This is a genomic window from Nocardia paucivorans NBRC 100373 (assembly GCF_000308675.1).
Taxonomy (GTDB): Bacteria; Actinomycetota; Actinomycetes; order Mycobacteriales; family Mycobacteriaceae; genus Nocardia; species Nocardia paucivorans.
In genome coordinates, this window is record NZ_BAGE01000048.1 from 226,450 (window position 1) to 243,098 (window position 16,649).

Genomic DNA, 16,649 nt, shown 5'->3' on the forward strand with positions numbered 1-16,649 from the left:
GAGGGCGAGTCGCGACGCGGCTGATCACCAGAACGTCACGGGCACTCCGAGCTCGGTGGCGGTGTGCTCGGCCAAGGCCCGCAAGGCGGAGTCGGTGGGGATCCGATCGGGGTCCAGGCCCGTCAAGGTGAGCCCGTACTCGTCGGGCGTGCGGCACAGATAACCCGACAGACGGGTGCGGGGTCGGCGGGCGACGGTCAGACCGGGATGGATGGCACGGGTGGCCACGCCCGCGCACGGGTACGGACCCAAGGTGAGCAGTCGCGACGGGAGCGGTCCGATATTGGAGCAGAGAATGTCGCGTTCCCCGGCGCCACGGGACATCAGGTGGGCGAGCCGGTCCGGGACGACCTGCAGGATCTCCTCCGGAAGCCCGCCCGGGCTCGATACCCGGCGCCGATAGGCGAGCCGGCATTTCGCCAGGATCTCGGCCGGCCCGTCGGCCGGCTCGACCGTGATACCGGTCATCGCCAGATCGTTGTCGATATGCGGTTCGCTCCGGGTGTCGACCGGCAGGCTCACATTGATCCCCCGCTCCGGAAACCCGCTCGCCCACAGCGTGTGCGCGACGAACCAGACGAACAGGCTGTTGGCACTTCCACCGTGCTCGGCCGCCACCCGATCCCATCGCCGCACCGGACACCGCACGACCACCCCGGTGACGGGCAGTGCTGCGGTACGCGCCGGACCGCCCCACTGCCCGACGCCACTCGAGGGGCGAATGGGAGCCTCGACCACCGGATCACGTTCGGCTCCGGCCGATATTCCCGCGGACCCGCCGGATATGGCCGCTTCGCCTCGATCGACGCTGCCCACCGGTGCGCCCACCGGCCCGGACGAACCGGAAATCGGTGGCCCTTCGGGCACCGACCGACCGGTGATGGCGGTCGGACGACCGCGCAGACTCTTATCGATATCCGCATCCGCGCACAGGTCCGAGCCCGATATCCGGAACAACCGAGCGAGACCACCGGACAATGCCGAAACCGTCCCGCCGACCACCACCGACCACTGCCGCCGGGCATCCGCCCAATCCGATACGCCGTGATCCCCGCACCGCTCGGCGCCCCACCTGCGATCCGACCCGTCCGCCCCCACATTTCCCCCGCCCGATAGCGCCGAAGCCTCCAACGCGGCCGCGACGGCCAGGATCAAACCTCGGGCGTCCGCCAGGACATGTGAACAGGTGAGGGCGACCACGAAGCCGCCGTCGTCCACCGCGGCCGCGGACAGTCGCCACCCCGGGCCCTGCTCGGGATCGAGGTCATCACCTCGGGTATCGGCCCAGCCGAGAAGGTCCGCGGCGGGAATCGGCGCGTCGGTGTGGTCCAGCGGATGCGCCCGGATGCACCGCTGCCAGTGGGGCCGGGCGCCGGGGACGCGGGAACGGACCACGCGACGGCCGAGAGGACCGAACCGTAGCGCCTCGTGCACCCGCTCCAGGAGGAGTGGGTCGACCCGGTCCACGGTCCGCCACAGTCCCTGGAGCGCGATCGGCGTCCCCATCCCGCGATGTGTGCGCAGGAAGATCTCGTCGACGACGCTCAGCCTGCGCATACGTTCGGATCGGGTCGACGGTCTCCATCCGGCCGCGCAGATATATCCGTGCGCTCACCGGAACTCGCCATGCCGCCCCTCCCCCGCGGTGAACCTCCGCGCACCCTCCAGTCCGCTCTCCCCGAGCGTGGCCATCCCGTGCTCGAACTCGCCGCGCATGGCGGTCTCCTCGTCCAGCCCCTCCTGTTCGAGTACCGACAGCCGATCCGAACGCAGACAGGTTTGCGGCAGTGTGGCGAGTTGGGCGGCGAGCTCCTCGGCCACCCGGCGGGCGTCCCCGGCGGGGACCACCCGACTCACCAACCCCATCTGCAATGCCTCCGGCGCACTCACCGGGCGTCCGGTGAGGATCATGTCCATGGCCCGTCCGGTGCCGACGATGCGCGGCAACCGCACCGTTCCGCCGTCGATCAGAGGAACGCCCCAGCGCCGGCAGTACACCCCGAAGGTGCTGTCCTGTTCGGCGATGCGCAGATCGCACCACAGCGCCAGTTCCAGACCGCCCGCGACGGCGTAACCGGAGACGGCGGCGATAACCGGTTTGGACAGTCGCAGTCGGGTGGGGCCCATGGGTCCGTCACCGTCCGGTGCGAGCCGGTTGGATTTCTCGCTGCCCATCGCCTTGAGATCGGCTCCGGAGCAGAACGTACCGCCGTCGCCCCAGAGCACGGCGACCGCCGCGGTGGGGTCGGCGTCGAAGGCGCGAAACGCATCGGCCAGTGCCGCGGCCGTGGGTCCGTCGACGGCGTTGCGGGCCTCCGGTCGGTGCAGGATTACCGTGGTAACCGGGCCCGCGTGTTCAACTCGTACGCTCACATCTCGACCTTACGGGTACGCGTGTCGCACGCAGAAGAAAATCGATACCAGTCCAGGAGTGCCGATGCCGACACACGAAGTCTTCAACCAGGTGCCGCCGCTCGCGCCGTTCGACATGTCTCGCAATCCAGCGCTTCTGGAGGGTCTGCACCGTGAGGGGGCGGGCTGGGCCGAACCGGAGGTCCGCGAACTGGGGGTGCTCGCGGGATCGGAGGAGGTACAGGACTGGGGGCGGTTGGCCAATGAGTACCCGCCGGTCCTGCATACGCACGACCGCTACGGCCATCGCATCGACGAGGTGGAGTTCCATCCGTACTGGCATGAGCTGATGCGGGTCGCCGTCCGGTACGGTCTGCACGCCGCGCCCTGGATCGACGACCGGCCCGGCGCCCATGTGGCGCGGGCGGCGAAATTCTTCACCTGGGGCGGTGCGGAGGCCGGGCACATGTGTCCGATCTCCATGACCTACGCCGCCGTCCCGGCATTGCGCCACAACCCGGAGCTGGCCGCGAAATACGAACCGCTGCTGGCCTCACGCACCTACGATTTCGGGCTGCGCGAACCGTCCACCAAGGCCGGGCTCATCGCGGGTATGTCGATGACCGAAAAACAGGGCGGCTCCGATGTCCGCGCCAACACCACCACCGCGACCCCGCAACCCGACGGCTCCTATCGCATCGTCGGGCACAAGTGGTTCACCTCCGCCCCGATGTCGGATATGTTCCTCACCCTGGCCCAGGCGCCGGGCGGGCTGTCGTGTTTCCTGCTGCCGCGGGTGCTGCCGGACGGTACCCGCAACCCGATCCGGATCATGCGGCTCAAGGACAAGCTGGGTAACAAGTCCAATGCCTCGTCGGAGATCGAATACGAGAACGCCACCGGATGGTTGGTCGGTGCGGAAGGCGCCGGGGTCAAGACCATCATCGAGATGGTGAACATGACCCGGCTGGACTGCGTGATCGGCTCGGCGACAGGTATGCGTACGAGCACCGTGCTCGCGGTCCACCACGCACGCCACCGCAAGGCGTTCGGCGCCGCGCTCATCGACCAGCCGGCCATGCGCAATGTGCTGGCCGATCTGGTGATCGAATCCGATGCCGCCACCACGGTGATGATGCGGTTGGCCGGGGCCACCGACCGGGCGAGCGGTGATCCGGCCGAGGCGGCGTTGCGCCGCATCGCGCTGGCGGTGACCAAGTACTGGGTGTGCAAGCGGGCGCCCGCGCATGTCGCCGAGGCATTGGAATGCCTGGGCGGCAACGGCTACGCCGAGGAGTCCGGGATGCCGCGGCTGTATCGGGAAGCGCCGCTCATGTCGATCTGGGAGGGGTCGGGCAATGTCGCGGCGCTGGACGCGCTGCGGGCCATGGGCCGCAGCCCGGAGACGGTGGAGGCGTATTTCGCCGAGGTGTCCCTGGCCAAGGGCGGCAACCCTCGGCTGGACGATGCGATCGCCCAGGTGGGCAAGGAACTGGCCGACCTCTCCGATATCGAGTACCGGGCCCGACGGGTGGTCGAGCTGATGGCGTTGGTGTTGCAGGGCGCGCAGCTGGTACGACACGGACACGCGGCCGTCGCGGACGCGTTCTGCGCCACCCGTCTCGCCGGTGACTGGGGTATCGCCTTCGGCACCCTGCCGACCGGTGTGGACACCGGGGCCATTATCGAGCGCGCGTTCGTCTGAGCTCGGTGGTGAGATCGCGCCTCTCAGCCGGTGGGGGGCGCGATCTTCCAATGCTCGTGCAGCGCTCCCGCGATCTCGGGCAACACGGTCACGGGCACCTTCTTCCGGCGCAACATGTCCCGGATCTCGTTCACCTGCTCCCGTTTGCGCAGATCGTAGGCGCCACTCACCGGGCCGGTGACCGGCGGGATGGACAGCAGCACCAGCTCCCCGTGCGGTTCCGTTCCGCCGTTCAGGTCGAGGGCCAGTGACCAACGGCCCCGCTCGTCGAGGCCGAACCGCCCCGCAACCACCCGATCCCAGTCGATACCGTCCACCGACCACGGGGTGCGGCGGTAGATGATCCGGTCGGTGAGGATGACGGCGTCCCGGTTGAACAGCGCGACCAGGGCCGCGGTCGCGGCGACGGCCCCGACGGCCAGGCCGGTGCCCACGCGGTACAGGCCGAACATCAGCACCGCCACCACCCCGAACGCCACCACGATCCCGATACCCACCAGGGTGTAGCCCAGCACTCGACGGTGGGGCACGACACCCGCCTGCACCGTTTTCATCTCGCCTCCCGGTCCGCTCAACACCCGGCGGGGTGTTCCGCGCCACACGGTACCGGCGCCGGCCGGATAAGGCCGGTTCAGGAGTGCAAGGCGACCGCGGCCTCGGCGGTGTACACGTTGAAGGTCAGACTTTGTTGGAAATACAGCTCGACGGTTTCGGGGGTGTGGTCCAGATAGCCGATGGACAGGTCCTGTCCCAGGGTCAGGTCGAAATCGCCCCCACGGGTGGTGAGTACGAACGCGCCGTCGATGGCGGGCGCCCAGATGATCTCGCCGCCGGGCACGATGCGCTCGATATGGGCGCGCAGTGGATGCCCGTGATCGGAGATCTCACTGACCTTGGTGTACAGGTCGGCACTGAGCAGTACCGCATACGGCCCGTCCACTCCCGCGAGTCGGAGCTTGCTCAATGCCTGGGCGATCACCTCGGGGACGGTCAGCGGATCGTCGGGCAGCTGAAGCGGCTCGTTGGACAGGGCGGAGCGGAGCCCGGTGATACCGGCGGCCGGATAACCTTCGAAGACGGCGCGGTCTTCGGCGAAGGCGATCTTGCGGGCGGCGTCCTTGACCGCGTCCAGATCGGTATCGCGGGCGCCGCGCTCCACATTGTCGAGTTCCTCGCGCGACAGCGTGAACGGCACCCGCAATTCCACCAGCGGAGCCACCATCCGCTGTCGCGCCTGCACTCCCTCGTCGGGCGCGGCGATGGGAACGGTGCGGCCCAGGCCGACCGCGGAGAAGTCGAGGCCGTGTGGGCCGGACACATCGACCACCCGACGGCCGGCGATATGCCGTTTGAACGTCCTGGTCGCTTCCTCCTCGATCGCCGCCCAGGCCGCGGCGGTGACCGGGGCGAGTTCGCGGTGGAGGTTGTTCATACCGAAGTGCTCCTTTTCAGGGTGCCGATACCGAGAGAACCATCCGCGCCCCACGACGGCGCGGACCGGCCGGATTCCTCGATATGGGCGAGGTCGGCCGTGCCGGGGGAATCGGGTAGTTCCTCGAAGAAGTTCTGGGCGGGGACGAAGAACAGTGAGCCGGTGACGGCGGTGGAGAAATCCAGAATGCGGTCGTGGGAGGCCTCGTCGGTGCCGAGGAACATACGTTCCAGCATGATCTCGGTGACGCGCGGGGTCGCCGAGTACCCGATGAAATAAGTGCCGAATTCACCGTCGCGAATACTGCCGAAGGGCATATTTGCGCGCAGGATCTGCCGTTCGGTGCCGTCCGGTTCGACCACCACTGCCATGGCGATATGAGAATCGGCGGGTTTGTCGTCCTCGGCGAACTCGAAATCTTCGAGTTTGGTCCGACCGATCACCCGCTCCTGTTCGGGTACCGGCAGCGCCCGCCAGGCGCTCATATCGTGCAGATATTTCTGCACGATCACATAGCTGCCGCCGCGGAAGTCGGGGTCCTCGTCGCCGATGAACACCGCGCGTCCGGCGGGGGAATCCGGCGTCACCCCTTCCGGGTTCTCCGTACCGTCGACAAATCCGAGCAGGTCACGCTGTTCGAAATACCGGAACCCGACGGTCTCGTCGACGAAGGTGACCGCATCACCCAATCGGTCGGCGATGGCCATGGCCAGTTCGAAACAGGCGTCGTGCACCTGGGCGCGGATATGGAACAACAGATCGCCGGGCGTGGCGGGGGCGTGATGGCGCGGCCCGGTGTAGCCGGGGAACTTGTGCAGTTCGGCGGGGCGGGGGCCGGTGAACAGCCGATCCCAGGCCACCGCGCCGATCCCCGTGATACAGCTCAGGTCGGCGCCGGGCAGTCGAAACCCGACCGAACGACGAAGTCCCGGAAGATCTTCGAGCAGACCACGCACCTTCTCCTCGCCACCGGCGCGGATGGTGGCGACGAGGAACAGGGCGGCGGGCGTGAGCGGGTCGAGGATGGGTTGGGGTTCGCTCATATCCGGCACCCCCGTCGTCCCCATCCGATGGTGATGTGAGCTGTCACCCGTATTACATTGCCACGGTCAGCAGGAACGCGACATCGTCGACCGCTTTGACACTGTGTCGCGCCTTGGGAACCACGAGCAGATCACCGGAGGACCCCTTCCATTCGTTGGCGCCGCTGATGAGGGTGAGGGTCCCGGAGAGCACCAGCAGGGTGGCCTCTCCGTTGTTGTCGTGTTCGGCCAGGCTCTGACCGGCGGTGAGGGCCACCACGGTTTGACGGAGCGAATGTGCGTGACCGCCGTAAACCGTTTGCGAGCTGCGGCCGCTCGTCGCGGTGGAGGCCAGTTTGAGCTGCTGGCGGGCAAGTGCTGTCAGCGATTTCTTGTCCATGAACCGCCTTTCGCAGGGCGCGTCCGCGAGTGGGCTGTGCTCGCGGGCTGTCAACCCGAGTATGCCCGACCTCGGCCCGGGGTTCCGGTGTTTTTCGACTCCGCGTGAGATGGCCGGTTTCCGGTCAGGCCCGGACGAACCGACGGATGCGGTAGCGCGGACCGGCCGAGGACCGCGACCACGTCTCGTCGTCGCGGGTATGCCATTCGAGCCCCAGGGTCGGGGCGTAGGTGTCGCCGGGGATATCGCTGTCCACCTCGGTGATCAACAGTTCCGTCGCGTGCGGCAGGGCGAGCCGGTAGATCTCACCGCCACCGATGACCCAGACGTCCTCCGGATGGGTGCTCCGCAGTGCCTCTTCGACCGATCCGACACGTTCGGCGCCGTCGGCCGCCCACGTCGATCGCCTGCTGACCACGATATTGCGGCGACCCGGTAGCGGACGGAACCGTTCGGGCAGCGAATCCCAGGTCCGCCTGCCCATCACCACCGGATGCCCCATGGTGACGGCCTTGAACCGGGCCATATCCTCCGGTATCCGCCAGGGTATGGCGTTGTCGGCGCCGATCACCCCGCGCGGGGTCTGCGCCCAGATCAGGCCGACGGTGCGAGCGGGCGACTGCGCGGTCACACCGCCACCGGCGCCTTGATCGCCGGATGACACCGGTAGTCGACGACTTCCACATCCTCGTAGCGGTAGTCGAACAGGGATTCGGCCCGCCGCAGGCGCAGGGTGGGGAACGGGTACGGGGTGCGACTCAACTGTTCGGTGACCTGCTCGACGTGGTTGTCGTAGATATGACAGTCGCCGCCGGTCCAGATGAAGTCGCCGGGTTCGAACCCGGTCTGTTGGGCGACCATCCGGGTGAGCAGCGCATAACTGGCGATATTGAACGGCACTCCGAGGAACAGGTCGGCGCTGCGCTGGTACAGCTGACACGACAGCCTGCCGTCGGCCACGTAGAACTGGAACAGCGCATGGCAGGGCGCCAACGCCATCTTGTCCAGGTCGGCGACATTCCAGGCGGAGACGATCATGCGCCGCGAATCCGGGTCGGTGCGCAGAGTGCGCAAGACCTCGGTGATCTGATCGATGTGTCGACCGTCCGGGGTCGGCCAGGAACGCCACTGCACGCCGTAGACCGGGCCCAGGTTCCCGGCGGCATCGGCCCATTCGTCCCAGATCGTCACGCCGTTGTCCTGGAGCCAGCGCACGTTGGCGTCGCCGCGCAGGAACCACAGCAGTTCGTAGACGATGGATTTGAGATGCACCTTCTTGGTGGTGATCAGCGGGAACCCTGCGGACAGGTCGTAACGCAGCTGGTGGCCGAAAATACTGCGGGTGCCGGTACCGGTGCGGTCCGATTTCGCGGCGCCGGAGTCGAGCACGAGCCGCAGCAGGTCCTCGTATTGGGTGTCCGGGCGTCGCGGATCCGGGGTCTGGGTATTCGGTGCGCTGGCCACGGGCCGAGCTTACTGGGTTCGATGGCGCCGCCTGCGAGGACGCGGGCGGGAACCCGACCACCGGGGGCGATCCGATGGGCGGACGGTTCGGGCCGGGAGACCCCTGCGAAGCTGGGACCATGCGAGAGCTGTACGTGATCGGTATCGGCGCCGGTGACCCCGATCAGGTGACGGTGCAGGCGATCAAGGCCATGCGTCGGGTCGATGTGTTCTTCGTGATCGGGAAGGGGGCCGAGAAACAAGAACTCGTCGAGGTGCGCACCGCGATACTCACCGAACACATGGACCGCCCGTACCGGGTCGTGGAGATTCCCGACCCGCCGCGCGACCGCGCGCCCACCGACTATCAGGGGGAGGTGCGGGATTGGCACGAACGGCGGTCGCTGCTGTTGGAGGAGGCGTTCGCACTGACAGATGGGGTCGGCGGGATTCTCGTCTGGGGTGATCCGTCGCTCTACGACAGCACCCTGCGCATGGTGCAACGCATACTCGCCCGCGGCGCGCTCCACTTCGACTACACGGTGATCCCCGGGGTGACCAGTGTGCAGGCGCTGGCCGCCCGACACCGCACGGTGCTGCACCGGATCGGTGAACCCGTGCACATCACCACCGGTCGACGGTTGCGCGCCGACGGTCTCGGCGACCGGTCGACGGTGGTGATGCTGGACGGCGACTGCGCGTTCACCGAACTGGATCCGGAAACCCACATCCGGTGGGGCGCCTATCTCGGGATGCCCGACGAAACCCTGATCGCGGGTCGGGTCGGCGACGTCTCCGCCGAGATCCTGCGTCGCCGGGCCGAACTGCGCACCCGTAAGGGCTGGATCATGGATACCTACCTGCTCCAACCACCGGACGGCGCCGACATCGAGTGACCGTCGGCCCGACGGCACGGTCGTAACATGGTTCGCATGACCGAACAGGACATTCTCGGGCGTATCAAAGAATTGGTCGACCACGAGCACGACCTGCGGTCGCGGGCCGAGCGCGGGGAGCTCGACCCTCGGGAAGAGCGCCGCAAACTGGCCGAATTGGAGGTCATGCTCGACCAGTGCTGGGATCTGCTGCGGCAGCGGCGGGCCCGGCTCGACGCGGGCAGGTCCCCGGATGACGCCGCGCCCAATCCGGCCGCGCAGGTCGAGGGTTACCTCCAGTAGCGCCGCCGCATGAACAGCGTCGAGTACGACGTCATCGTGCTCGGTGGCGGCCCGGCCGGCGAGATCGCCGCCGCGTATGCCATCGCGGGCAGCTCCCGGACCGCCGTTATCGTCGAGCGGGAACGGCTCGGCGGAGAATGTTCCTATTGGGCGTGTATCCCCAGCAAGGCGCTACTGCGACCGGGGCAGGTGCTGTCCGCCGCGCGGGCCCTGCCGGGCGTGCGGGTCGAAGGACTCGATATCGAGGCGGTATTGCGCCGCCGCGACGAGTTCGTGCACGCCCACGACCATGATCACGACGACTCGAGCCAGATCGACTGGGCCACACAAAGCGGAATCGAGGTCATCCGCGGTGCCGGCCGGCTCACCGAGCCCTATCGGGTGCGGGTCGGGGATCGCACGTTGCGCGCCCGGCACGCCGTGGTGCTCGCCACCGGCAGTCGCGCCGTCGTGCCCGATGTGCCCGGACTGCCCGCCGCTCTCCCCTGGACCTCACGCGACGCCACCAACCTGCACGAGGTTCCCGAACGGGTGGTGCTGATCGGCGGGGGTGTGGTGGCGTGCGAGGCGGCGACCTGGCTGTCGATGCTCGGCGCCGAGGTCACCATGCTGGTGCGCGGATCGACCCTGCTCGCCGCCGCGGAACCATTCGCCGGGCAGCGGGTGGCGGATGCGCTCACCGAACGCGGGGTGGACATTCGATTCGGCACCCAACCGGTTCGGGTGGAGCGGGATGCGCCCGCGGCGACCGGTGAGGGACGGATTCACGGCGGCACGGTCACCGTGATCGCACAGGGCCCCGACGGCGAGTCCACACTCACCGCCGACGAGATCCTGGTGGCCACCGGGCGGCGGCCGAACACCGACGACCTGGGCCTGGAGACCCTCGGCCTGGAACCCGACCGGCTCGAGGTCGACGATCGGCTCACCGTGCGTGGCGTGGCCGGTGACTGGCTCTACGCCGTAGGGGATGTGAACCGTCGGGCAGCGCTCACCCATATGGGCAAATATCAGGCCCGAGTCTGCGGTGACGTGATCGCCGCCCGCGCCGAGGGCCGCCCGCTCGACCGGCCGCGATTCGCCGCGACCGCCGACCACGACCGGATACCGCAGGTGGTCTTCACCGAACCGGAGATCGCCTCGGTCGGGCTCACCGAGGCCGCCGCACGCCGCGCGGGATATTCGGTGCGGACGATACAACTCGATATCGCGGTCGCCGGGTCGTCACTGGCGCGTGACGGGTACGCGGGCACGGCCGCGATCGTGGTGGACACCACCACCGAAACCCTGCTCGGAGCGACATTCGTGGGCCCCGGGGTGGGAGAACAACTCCATGCCGCCACCATCGCGATAGTGGGTCGGGTCCCGCTCGAGTCGTTGTGGCATGCCGTACCCGCCTTCCCGACGGTCGGTGAATTCTGGTTACACCTATTGGAGCGTTACCGCGAGTAGATACCATCGGGCAGATGGTGGCACCGATCGATATCACAACCACCGACGGCGTCGTCCGCGGCCGCCGCGGTCGACGCGTCTCACGGTGGCGGGCCATCCCCTACGCGGCCCCGCCGGTTGGTGAACTGCGATTCCGCGCCCCGCAACCGGTGCGGCCGTGGAGCGGCGTACACGATGCGACCGAATTCCGGGCCGCCGCCATCCAGCCCCGTTTCGGCACGCGAATCGGCCCCCGGCAGATCCAGCAGATGAGCGAGGACGCGCTGACGTTGAATATCGTCGCGCCTGCCTCCCCGTCTTCGCCCCCCCGCCCGGTGATGGTGTTCATCCACGGCGGCGGATACATATTCGGCACCTCCGCGTTGACCCTGTATTCCGGGTCGCGACTGGCGCTGCGCGGCGATGTGATCGTGGTATCGCTGAACTATCGGCTGGGCGCGTTCGGGTATGTGGATTTCGGAGAGTTCGGCACCGAGGCGCATCCGTTCGACTCGAACCTCGGGTTGCGCGATCAGATCGCCGCCCTGCAATGGGTGCAGCGCAATATCGCCGCGTTCGGCGGTGACCCGGACAATGTGACGGTCTTCGGCGAATCGGCGGGCGCGCACGCGGTGCTGAGCCTGCTGGCCACCCCGGCGTCCGCCGGTCTGTTCCACCGCGCGATTGCCCAGAGCGCGCCCGCCGACTGGGGCGTCACCCGGGAAGAGGCCCGAATGTTCGCGCGACTGTGCGTGAGTTTCCTCTCCTCTCCGGACAACGCCCACAAAGCGCTCGTCGACAGCGATTCACACGCGATCCGTCGCGCCTATCAACGGGCCCTGCGCAAAATGGCCCAGGACTATCCGGGGTTCTTCCCGACCGCGCCCGTGGTCGACGGTGAGCTGCTACCGCAGTTGCCGTTCGACGCCATCCTCGACGGCAATGCGCATCGGGTACCGCTGATCATCGGCACCTGCCGCAACGAAGGCGCCCTGTTCGCGCGCTTCGCCGACGCGCTGCCGACCGATCCGCGGCGGCTGCGCGCCATCCTCGCCGCATCCGGGGAGGAGGCGACCCGCCGGGTACTCCAGGCCTATCCCGGTTTTCCCCGCGCGGACGTGGCGGTCCAGCTCGGTGGCGACTACACCTTCTGGCGACCCTCGGTCGAGGTCATGGCCGGACACAACCGCCATGCGCCCACCTACGCCTATCGATACGATTTCGCTCCGCGCTCGCTGAAACTGGCCGGGCTGGGGGCGACCCACGCCACCGACCTCATCCCGGTGTTCGGCGGCGGCGACACCTCCTGGGGTAGGGCGCTCACCGCCGCGGGTGGTCGCCGTGGTATGCGGTCGGTGACCGACCAGTTCCAGGAGAACTGGTTGCAGTTCGCTCGTACCGGGGCGCCGCTGTCGTCCTGGCCGGCCTATACCGTGGACCGGCGCAGCACCCTGATCATCGACCATCCCGGCCGGGTGGACGACGACCCGCACCGCGCGCGACGGTTGGCGTGGGAGGGGATCCGAAGGACATCACCGGTGCATCCGGCCCACGTCGAGCGCGACGACCCGGATTCCGACGCCACCGAGGCGGTGTGACCGCGGCTATTTGAGCAGCCGCGACATCCGCCGATCGGCCAGAACCCTACCGCCGGTCTGACAGGTGGGGCAGTACTGGAAGGACCGCTCGCTGTAGGCGACCTCCCGCACATCGTCACCGCAGACCGGGCAGGGCATACCGGTGCGGGCGTGCACCCGCATACCGGAACGTTTTTCGCCTTTGAGCCGGGCCGCGTCCTGTCCGACCGATCTGCCCACCGCGTCGAGCAACACCGTGCGCATTGCCGCATATAGTTCGGAAATCTGCTCCGGCGCAAGAGATTTAGCGGTGACGAACGGGGAAAGTTTTGCGGTGTGCAGGATCTCGTCGGAGTAGGCGTTGCCGATTCCGGCCAATAGGGTTTGGTCGATCAGGGCGGTTTTGATCCGTTGTGTGGTGCCGGCGAGGATTTCGGCGAACCGGTCCTCGCTCACCGCGAGCGCGTCCGGACCGAGTCGAGCGATGCCCGGGACCTGCTCGGGATCACGCACCACATGAACCGCGAGCCGTTTCCTGGTGCCCGCCTCGGTGAGATCGAAGGCGGGGGTGTCGCCCTCGGGGGTGAAGAAATGCACCCGCAATGCCAGCGGTCCCCTACCGGGCTTCGGCGGTGTCCGAGCGGGGTTGTCCGTCCAACGCAGCCATCCCGCCCGGGACAGGTGGGTGATCATCCAGAGTCCACCGCAGTCCAGGCCCAGGAACTTGCCCCATCGTCCGGTGTCGGTCACGTCCCGACCGGACAGGGCCGTCACCGGCGGGTCGAAGGTTTTGACCACACTCAATGCCACTACATCGACACGCCCCACCACGGCACCGACCGCGTGTTCTCGCAGGAACCGCGCCAGTGCTTCCACCTCCGGCAGCTCGGGCACGGGCCAAGGCTACCCACGCCCACCGACATCATCGGGCCGTTCGGTCACTTGGGCGGCATCGACTCTGCTCGTGCGCGGATCACACCGATGGACATCATCGGCAGCAGCGCGCATCGTCGCGGACCGGATGACCGGTCATATTCCGGTCTCGTGAAACCGGCGCCCCACGGCAGATCCATGATGCGGTTATCGGCAGATCCACAACATAACCCTCGGCAGATCAACAACTATTACTTCGGCAGATCAACAACAAACCCTTCGGCAGATCCACGGCATGGTCCTCGGCAGATCAACAAGCTGATCTACCCTGTACCCCATGCGCCAAGCAGTCGATTACCTGCTCAGACGAGCGGCGAACCTGGTCGAGGAAGCACTCGCCGACACCCGTGTCGTCATCATCAACGGCGCACGTCGGACGGGTAAGAGCACACTCGCGGAACGCTGTGTGCGCGGGCGGCCGGATACGGTGTAACGGTATCTCGACAATCCCCGTACCCGAGAAAGCGCCATGGCCGATCCGGTCGCTTTTCTGGATGCCCCCGGGACCATGCTGATCGATGAAATCCAACGGGTCCCGGAGCTGTGGTTGGCGATCAAGAACACCGTCGATCGAGACCCCCGACCCGGACGGTTCCTGCTGACCGCATCTGCACGGTTACTGGGTTTGAGTTCGCTGCCGGATGCATTGCCCGGACGTTCGGAAACCATCGAACTCTTCCCCTTGTCGCAAGGGGAAATCCTCGGCGAACCGGATGGTTTCATCGATGCGGTATTCGCCGAGGGGACCCGAGTACGAGCCGGCCCCTCGGAGCTTCGACGCCGTGACTACCTCGCCATCGCCTCGCGCGGCGGTTACCCCGAAGCGGTACGCAGGAGCACTCCGCGCCGCCGAACACAGTTCTTCAGGTCCTACTTGGACGACATCATGAGCCGCGATGTGCGCCAAGTGGCCGATATTCAACGGGTGTCCGATATGCGCCGCCTGGTAGCGGCGCTCGCCGCGCAGAGCGGTGGTCTGCTCAACTACAGCCGGCCGGCGTCGGATCTCGGCATGCCGGCGGCCACGGTCCGGGAGTACGTGGGCCTACTCGAGCTCGTCTATCTGATCCGTCCGATACCCGCGTGGTCGGCCAACGCGACCACCCGCGCGACAGCCACCCCGAAACTGGTCTTCACCGATTCGGGACTGGCCGCGCACCTGCTGAACGGCGTCGCCAATGACACGACCGTCGGCGGCATCATCGAAACCTTCGTCCTGGGGGAACTGACCCGGCAATCGAGCTGGAGTCACACCATGGCCCGCCTGCACCACTACCGCGACCGCGACGGCTACGAGGTCGATGCCGTGTTGGAGGACACCATCGGCCGGATCGTCGCCATCGAGGTGAAGGCCGCCGAAACCGTCCGCGCCGCGGACTTCCGCGGCCTGCGACTGCTCCAGCGTCGTCTCGGTGAGAGATTCCATGCCGGCTTCGTCCTGTACTGCGGCGACCAGCAGCTCCCGTTCGGCGAAGGGCTGTCGTGCCTACCGATCAGCGCACTGTGGACCACGTCGATCGATTGATCTCATCACCATCGGGTGGTTGCTCTCGAAGTTCCGGTTCCTCATGTGTCGGTTCACCAAGGGATAACAGCTCACAAGGCACGGATTACGAAGCCGACCCATGCGCCTCTATCACACCGTTGAAGGAGGGTATCGGGACCTACCTCTATATTCTTCCCCCCAAGCACCGCTACATCCTCAAAACGGAGAACACCCTGCGTCCCTCGGATCTGGCCCGTGAGCACGGCATCTCGACCCAGGCGGTCCGCAACTACGAACGGGATGGCTTCCTCCCGCCCGCGGAGCGCACCCGTAGCGGTTACCGCGTCTACACCGAGCTGCACGCGACGGCACTACGCGCCTTCCTCGCACTCGTACCGGCCTATGGTCACTCGGCGGCCGGACGGATCATGTACGCGCTCAATACGGGCGACCTCGACCACGCCTTGCGAATCATCGACCACGGCCATCGGCAACTACAGCGTGACCGGGACACCCTCGACGCGGTGCGAAAAGCGATAACACATCTGACGACGGAGGCGGACGCCGCTTCGCCGCGACCGGTGGTCCTCGGGACCCGCGCCATCGGCGAACTCGCACACCGGCTGAATGTCACCCCCACGACCCTTCGCAAATGGGAGGAGGCGGGCATTCTCGCACCCGCTCGTGAACCGATCACCGGATATCGCGTCTACCGAGCAAGCGATGTGCGCGATGCCGAGCTCACCCATCTCCTCCGACGCGGCGGCTATCCCCTGGCCCATATCTCCACCGTGATCCACCGGATCCGCGAAGCCGGCGGCACGGCCGCACTGGCCGGCGCGTTGGACGGTTGGCAGCGCAGGCTCACCGAACGGGGACGTGCCATGCTCACGGCGGCCGCCCGGCTCGACCGTTATCTGGATATCCTCGACATCACCGCATCGCCGCCACCGTGACATCGGTCGACACCGACTTCGGCCCTGCCCGTCGGTGTCGGGTTCCGCGATCGCATTCCTGTATCGATTCCGGCTCGCCGCCACCGGGTGGCAGCCTCATCGGGCCCATCGCTACGAAGCCGGCAACCCTCGACAGTGGTACCGCTACGAGATCGATTTCTGAATATGTGGCTACAGGTATATGTGGCTACAGGTCGGCTGTGATCGGCGACGCCTTGCCGCGCTCGACCTGTAGCCGCCGCTCACGCACGGAACCTCCCGAAACACGGTGCAGTTTGTACGAGCCGGGTTCGCGTGCCTCGTCGGCCATGTGCTCGACAATGCCCTTACACACGAATTCTTTGGCCTTCGCGCCGAGGCGGCCGGCGATGTGGAACCACAGCGCCATGTCGTTGCGGTGGGCGAACTGGAAGATTCCGGCGCGTCGGCCCAGGCTGATGCACTGTCCGGCGAACACCTCGTTGAGGGTCTCGGGCGGCGCGCCGGCGATCCGGTCGAGCACCGTGTCGGCGGCCCGCGCGCCCAGCGGCATCGCGGCCTGACAGCTCATTCGCAGCGGCAGTCCCGACGGCGCCGCCGAATCCCCGGCCGCGACAATGTGGTCGTCGTCCACGCTCGTCAACGTCTCGTCGGTAAGCAGCCGCCCGATGGCGTCGGTGCTCAGCCCGCTTCGACGGGCCAGGTCGGGCACACCGAAACCGACGGTCCAGACTGGTCACCCGGCTGGGCAGTGT

General features: G+C 67.3%; 17 protein-coding genes and 2 pseudogenes. 9 read left to right on the forward strand and 10 right to left on the reverse strand.

Going from position 1 to position 16,649, the window contains the following annotated elements; translation table 11 throughout:
- Window positions 1-24: 24 nt before the first annotated feature.
- Entirely contained in the window at window positions 25-1,557 is a 1,533-nt protein-coding gene (locus ON32_RS29475) for a hypothetical protein (RefSeq protein WP_040792143.1), read from the reverse strand.
- Between the two features lie 54 nt (window positions 1,558-1,611).
- On the reverse strand, window positions 1,612-2,373 hold the full coding sequence (locus ON32_RS18260) for a crotonase/enoyl-CoA hydratase family protein (RefSeq protein ID WP_040792144.1): 762 nt from the start codon (window positions 2,371-2,373) through the stop codon (window positions 1,612-1,614).
- Window positions 2,374-2,437: 64 nt separating this feature from the next.
- Here ON32_RS18260 and ON32_RS18265 point away from each other — a divergent pair, with 64 nt between their 5' ends.
- On the forward strand, window positions 2,438-4,057 hold the full coding sequence (locus ON32_RS18265) for an acyl-CoA dehydrogenase family protein (RefSeq protein WP_040792145.1): 1,620 nt from the start codon (window positions 2,438-2,440) through the stop codon (window positions 4,055-4,057).
- A gap of 23 nt (window positions 4,058-4,080) precedes the next feature.
- On the opposite strand, the gene ON32_RS18270 is transcribed toward ON32_RS18265, so the two are convergent.
- The 6 genes from ON32_RS18270 to ON32_RS18295 all read right to left on the reverse strand — a co-directional run bounded on the left by ON32_RS18270 (window position 4,081) and on the right by ON32_RS18295 (window position 8,375).
- On the reverse strand, window positions 4,081-4,611 hold the full coding sequence (locus ON32_RS18270; protein WP_040792204.1) for a hypothetical protein: 531 nt from the start codon (window positions 4,609-4,611) through the stop codon (window positions 4,081-4,083).
- 77 nt (window positions 4,612-4,688) lie between these two features.
- The gene (locus ON32_RS18275) at window positions 4,689-5,489 is read right to left on the reverse strand and encodes a family 1 encapsulin nanocompartment shell protein (RefSeq protein WP_040792146.1); all 801 of its coding nucleotides are present in this window, start codon (window positions 5,487-5,489) and stop codon (window positions 4,689-4,691) included.
- Window positions 5,486-6,532: a Dyp-type peroxidase gene (locus ON32_RS18280; RefSeq protein ID WP_040792205.1), complete on the reverse strand. Its 1,047-nt coding sequence runs from the start codon at window positions 6,530-6,532 to the stop codon at window positions 5,486-5,488. Before ON32_RS18280 ends, ON32_RS18275 begins: the two co-directional genes overlap by 4 nt.
- A gap of 52 nt (window positions 6,533-6,584) precedes the next feature.
- Window positions 6,585-6,911, reverse strand: coding sequence for a cupin domain-containing protein (locus ON32_RS18285; RefSeq protein ID WP_040792147.1), 327 nt, complete (start codon window positions 6,909-6,911; stop codon window positions 6,585-6,587).
- 124 nt (window positions 6,912-7,035) lie between these two features.
- Window positions 7,036-7,542 carry a dihydrofolate reductase gene (locus ON32_RS18290; protein ID WP_040792148.1) on the reverse strand — a complete coding sequence of 169 codons (507 nt, stop codon included), beginning with the start codon at window positions 7,540-7,542 and terminating at the stop codon, window positions 7,036-7,038.
- Entirely contained in the window at window positions 7,539-8,375 is an 837-nt protein-coding gene (locus ON32_RS18295) for a thymidylate synthase (RefSeq protein ID WP_051133395.1), read from the reverse strand. The genes ON32_RS18290 and ON32_RS18295 overlap by 4 nt, the downstream gene beginning before the upstream one ends.
- Before the next feature lie 119 nt (window positions 8,376-8,494).
- Here ON32_RS18295 and cobF point away from each other — a divergent pair, with 119 nt between their 5' ends.
- From cobF to ON32_RS18315, 4 genes are read left to right on the forward strand one after another with little or no spacing between them, the layout of a single operon-like run.
- Entirely contained in the window at window positions 8,495-9,250 is a 756-nt protein-coding gene (gene cobF, locus ON32_RS18300) for a precorrin-6A synthase (deacetylating) (RefSeq protein ID WP_040792149.1), read from the forward strand.
- 36 nt (window positions 9,251-9,286) lie between these two features.
- Window positions 9,287-9,532, forward strand: coding sequence for a DUF2630 family protein (locus ON32_RS18305; protein ID WP_040792207.1), 246 nt, complete (start codon window positions 9,287-9,289; stop codon window positions 9,530-9,532).
- A gap of 9 nt (window positions 9,533-9,541) precedes the next feature.
- Window positions 9,542-10,984 carry a dihydrolipoyl dehydrogenase family protein gene (locus tag ON32_RS18310; RefSeq protein WP_040792150.1) on the forward strand — a complete coding sequence of 481 codons (1,443 nt, stop codon included), beginning with the start codon at window positions 9,542-9,544 and terminating at the stop codon, window positions 10,982-10,984.
- A gap of 14 nt (window positions 10,985-10,998) precedes the next feature.
- A complete protein-coding gene (locus tag ON32_RS18315; RefSeq protein ID WP_083874613.1) occupies window positions 10,999-12,561 on the forward strand; it encodes a carboxylesterase/lipase family protein in 1,563 nt (520 codons plus the stop codon).
- 6 nt (window positions 12,562-12,567) lie between these two features.
- On the opposite strand, the gene ON32_RS18320 is transcribed toward ON32_RS18315, so the two are convergent.
- Window positions 12,568-13,434, reverse strand: a complete 867-nt coding sequence (locus tag ON32_RS18320) for an Fpg/Nei family DNA glycosylase (RefSeq protein WP_040792151.1) — start codon at window positions 13,432-13,434, stop codon at window positions 12,568-12,570.
- Between the two features lie 316 nt (window positions 13,435-13,750).
- Between ON32_RS18320 and ON32_RS29635 the strand changes: the two genes are divergently transcribed.
- The 4 genes and pseudogenes from ON32_RS29635 (at window position 13,751) to ON32_RS18330 (ending at window position 15,915) form a co-directional block, all read left to right on the forward strand.
- Window positions 13,751-13,906, forward strand: a complete 156-nt coding sequence (locus ON32_RS29635) for a hypothetical protein (protein WP_217998075.1) — start codon at window positions 13,751-13,753, stop codon at window positions 13,904-13,906.
- Window positions 13,907-13,924: 18 nt separating this feature from the next.
- Window positions 13,925-14,164 (forward strand): annotated as a pseudogene (locus ON32_RS30860) (AAA family ATPase); the annotation flags it as partial.
- Window positions 14,156-14,998 carry an ATP-binding protein gene (locus ON32_RS18325; protein WP_373284324.1) on the forward strand — a complete coding sequence of 281 codons (843 nt, stop codon included), beginning with the start codon at window positions 14,156-14,158 and terminating at the stop codon, window positions 14,996-14,998. The pseudogene ON32_RS30860 and the gene ON32_RS18325, both read left to right, overlap by 9 nt.
- 119 nt (window positions 14,999-15,117) lie before the next feature.
- On the forward strand, window positions 15,118-15,915 hold the full coding sequence (locus ON32_RS18330; RefSeq protein WP_373284321.1) for a TioE family transcriptional regulator: 798 nt from the start codon (window positions 15,118-15,120) through the stop codon (window positions 15,913-15,915).
- A gap of 187 nt (window positions 15,916-16,102) precedes the next feature.
- On the opposite strand, the pseudogene ON32_RS18335 reads toward ON32_RS18330, so the two are convergent.
- Window positions 16,103-16,627, reverse strand: a pseudogene (locus ON32_RS18335) (FAD-dependent oxidoreductase); the annotation flags it as partial.
- Between the last annotated feature and the right edge of the window lie 22 nt (window positions 16,628-16,649).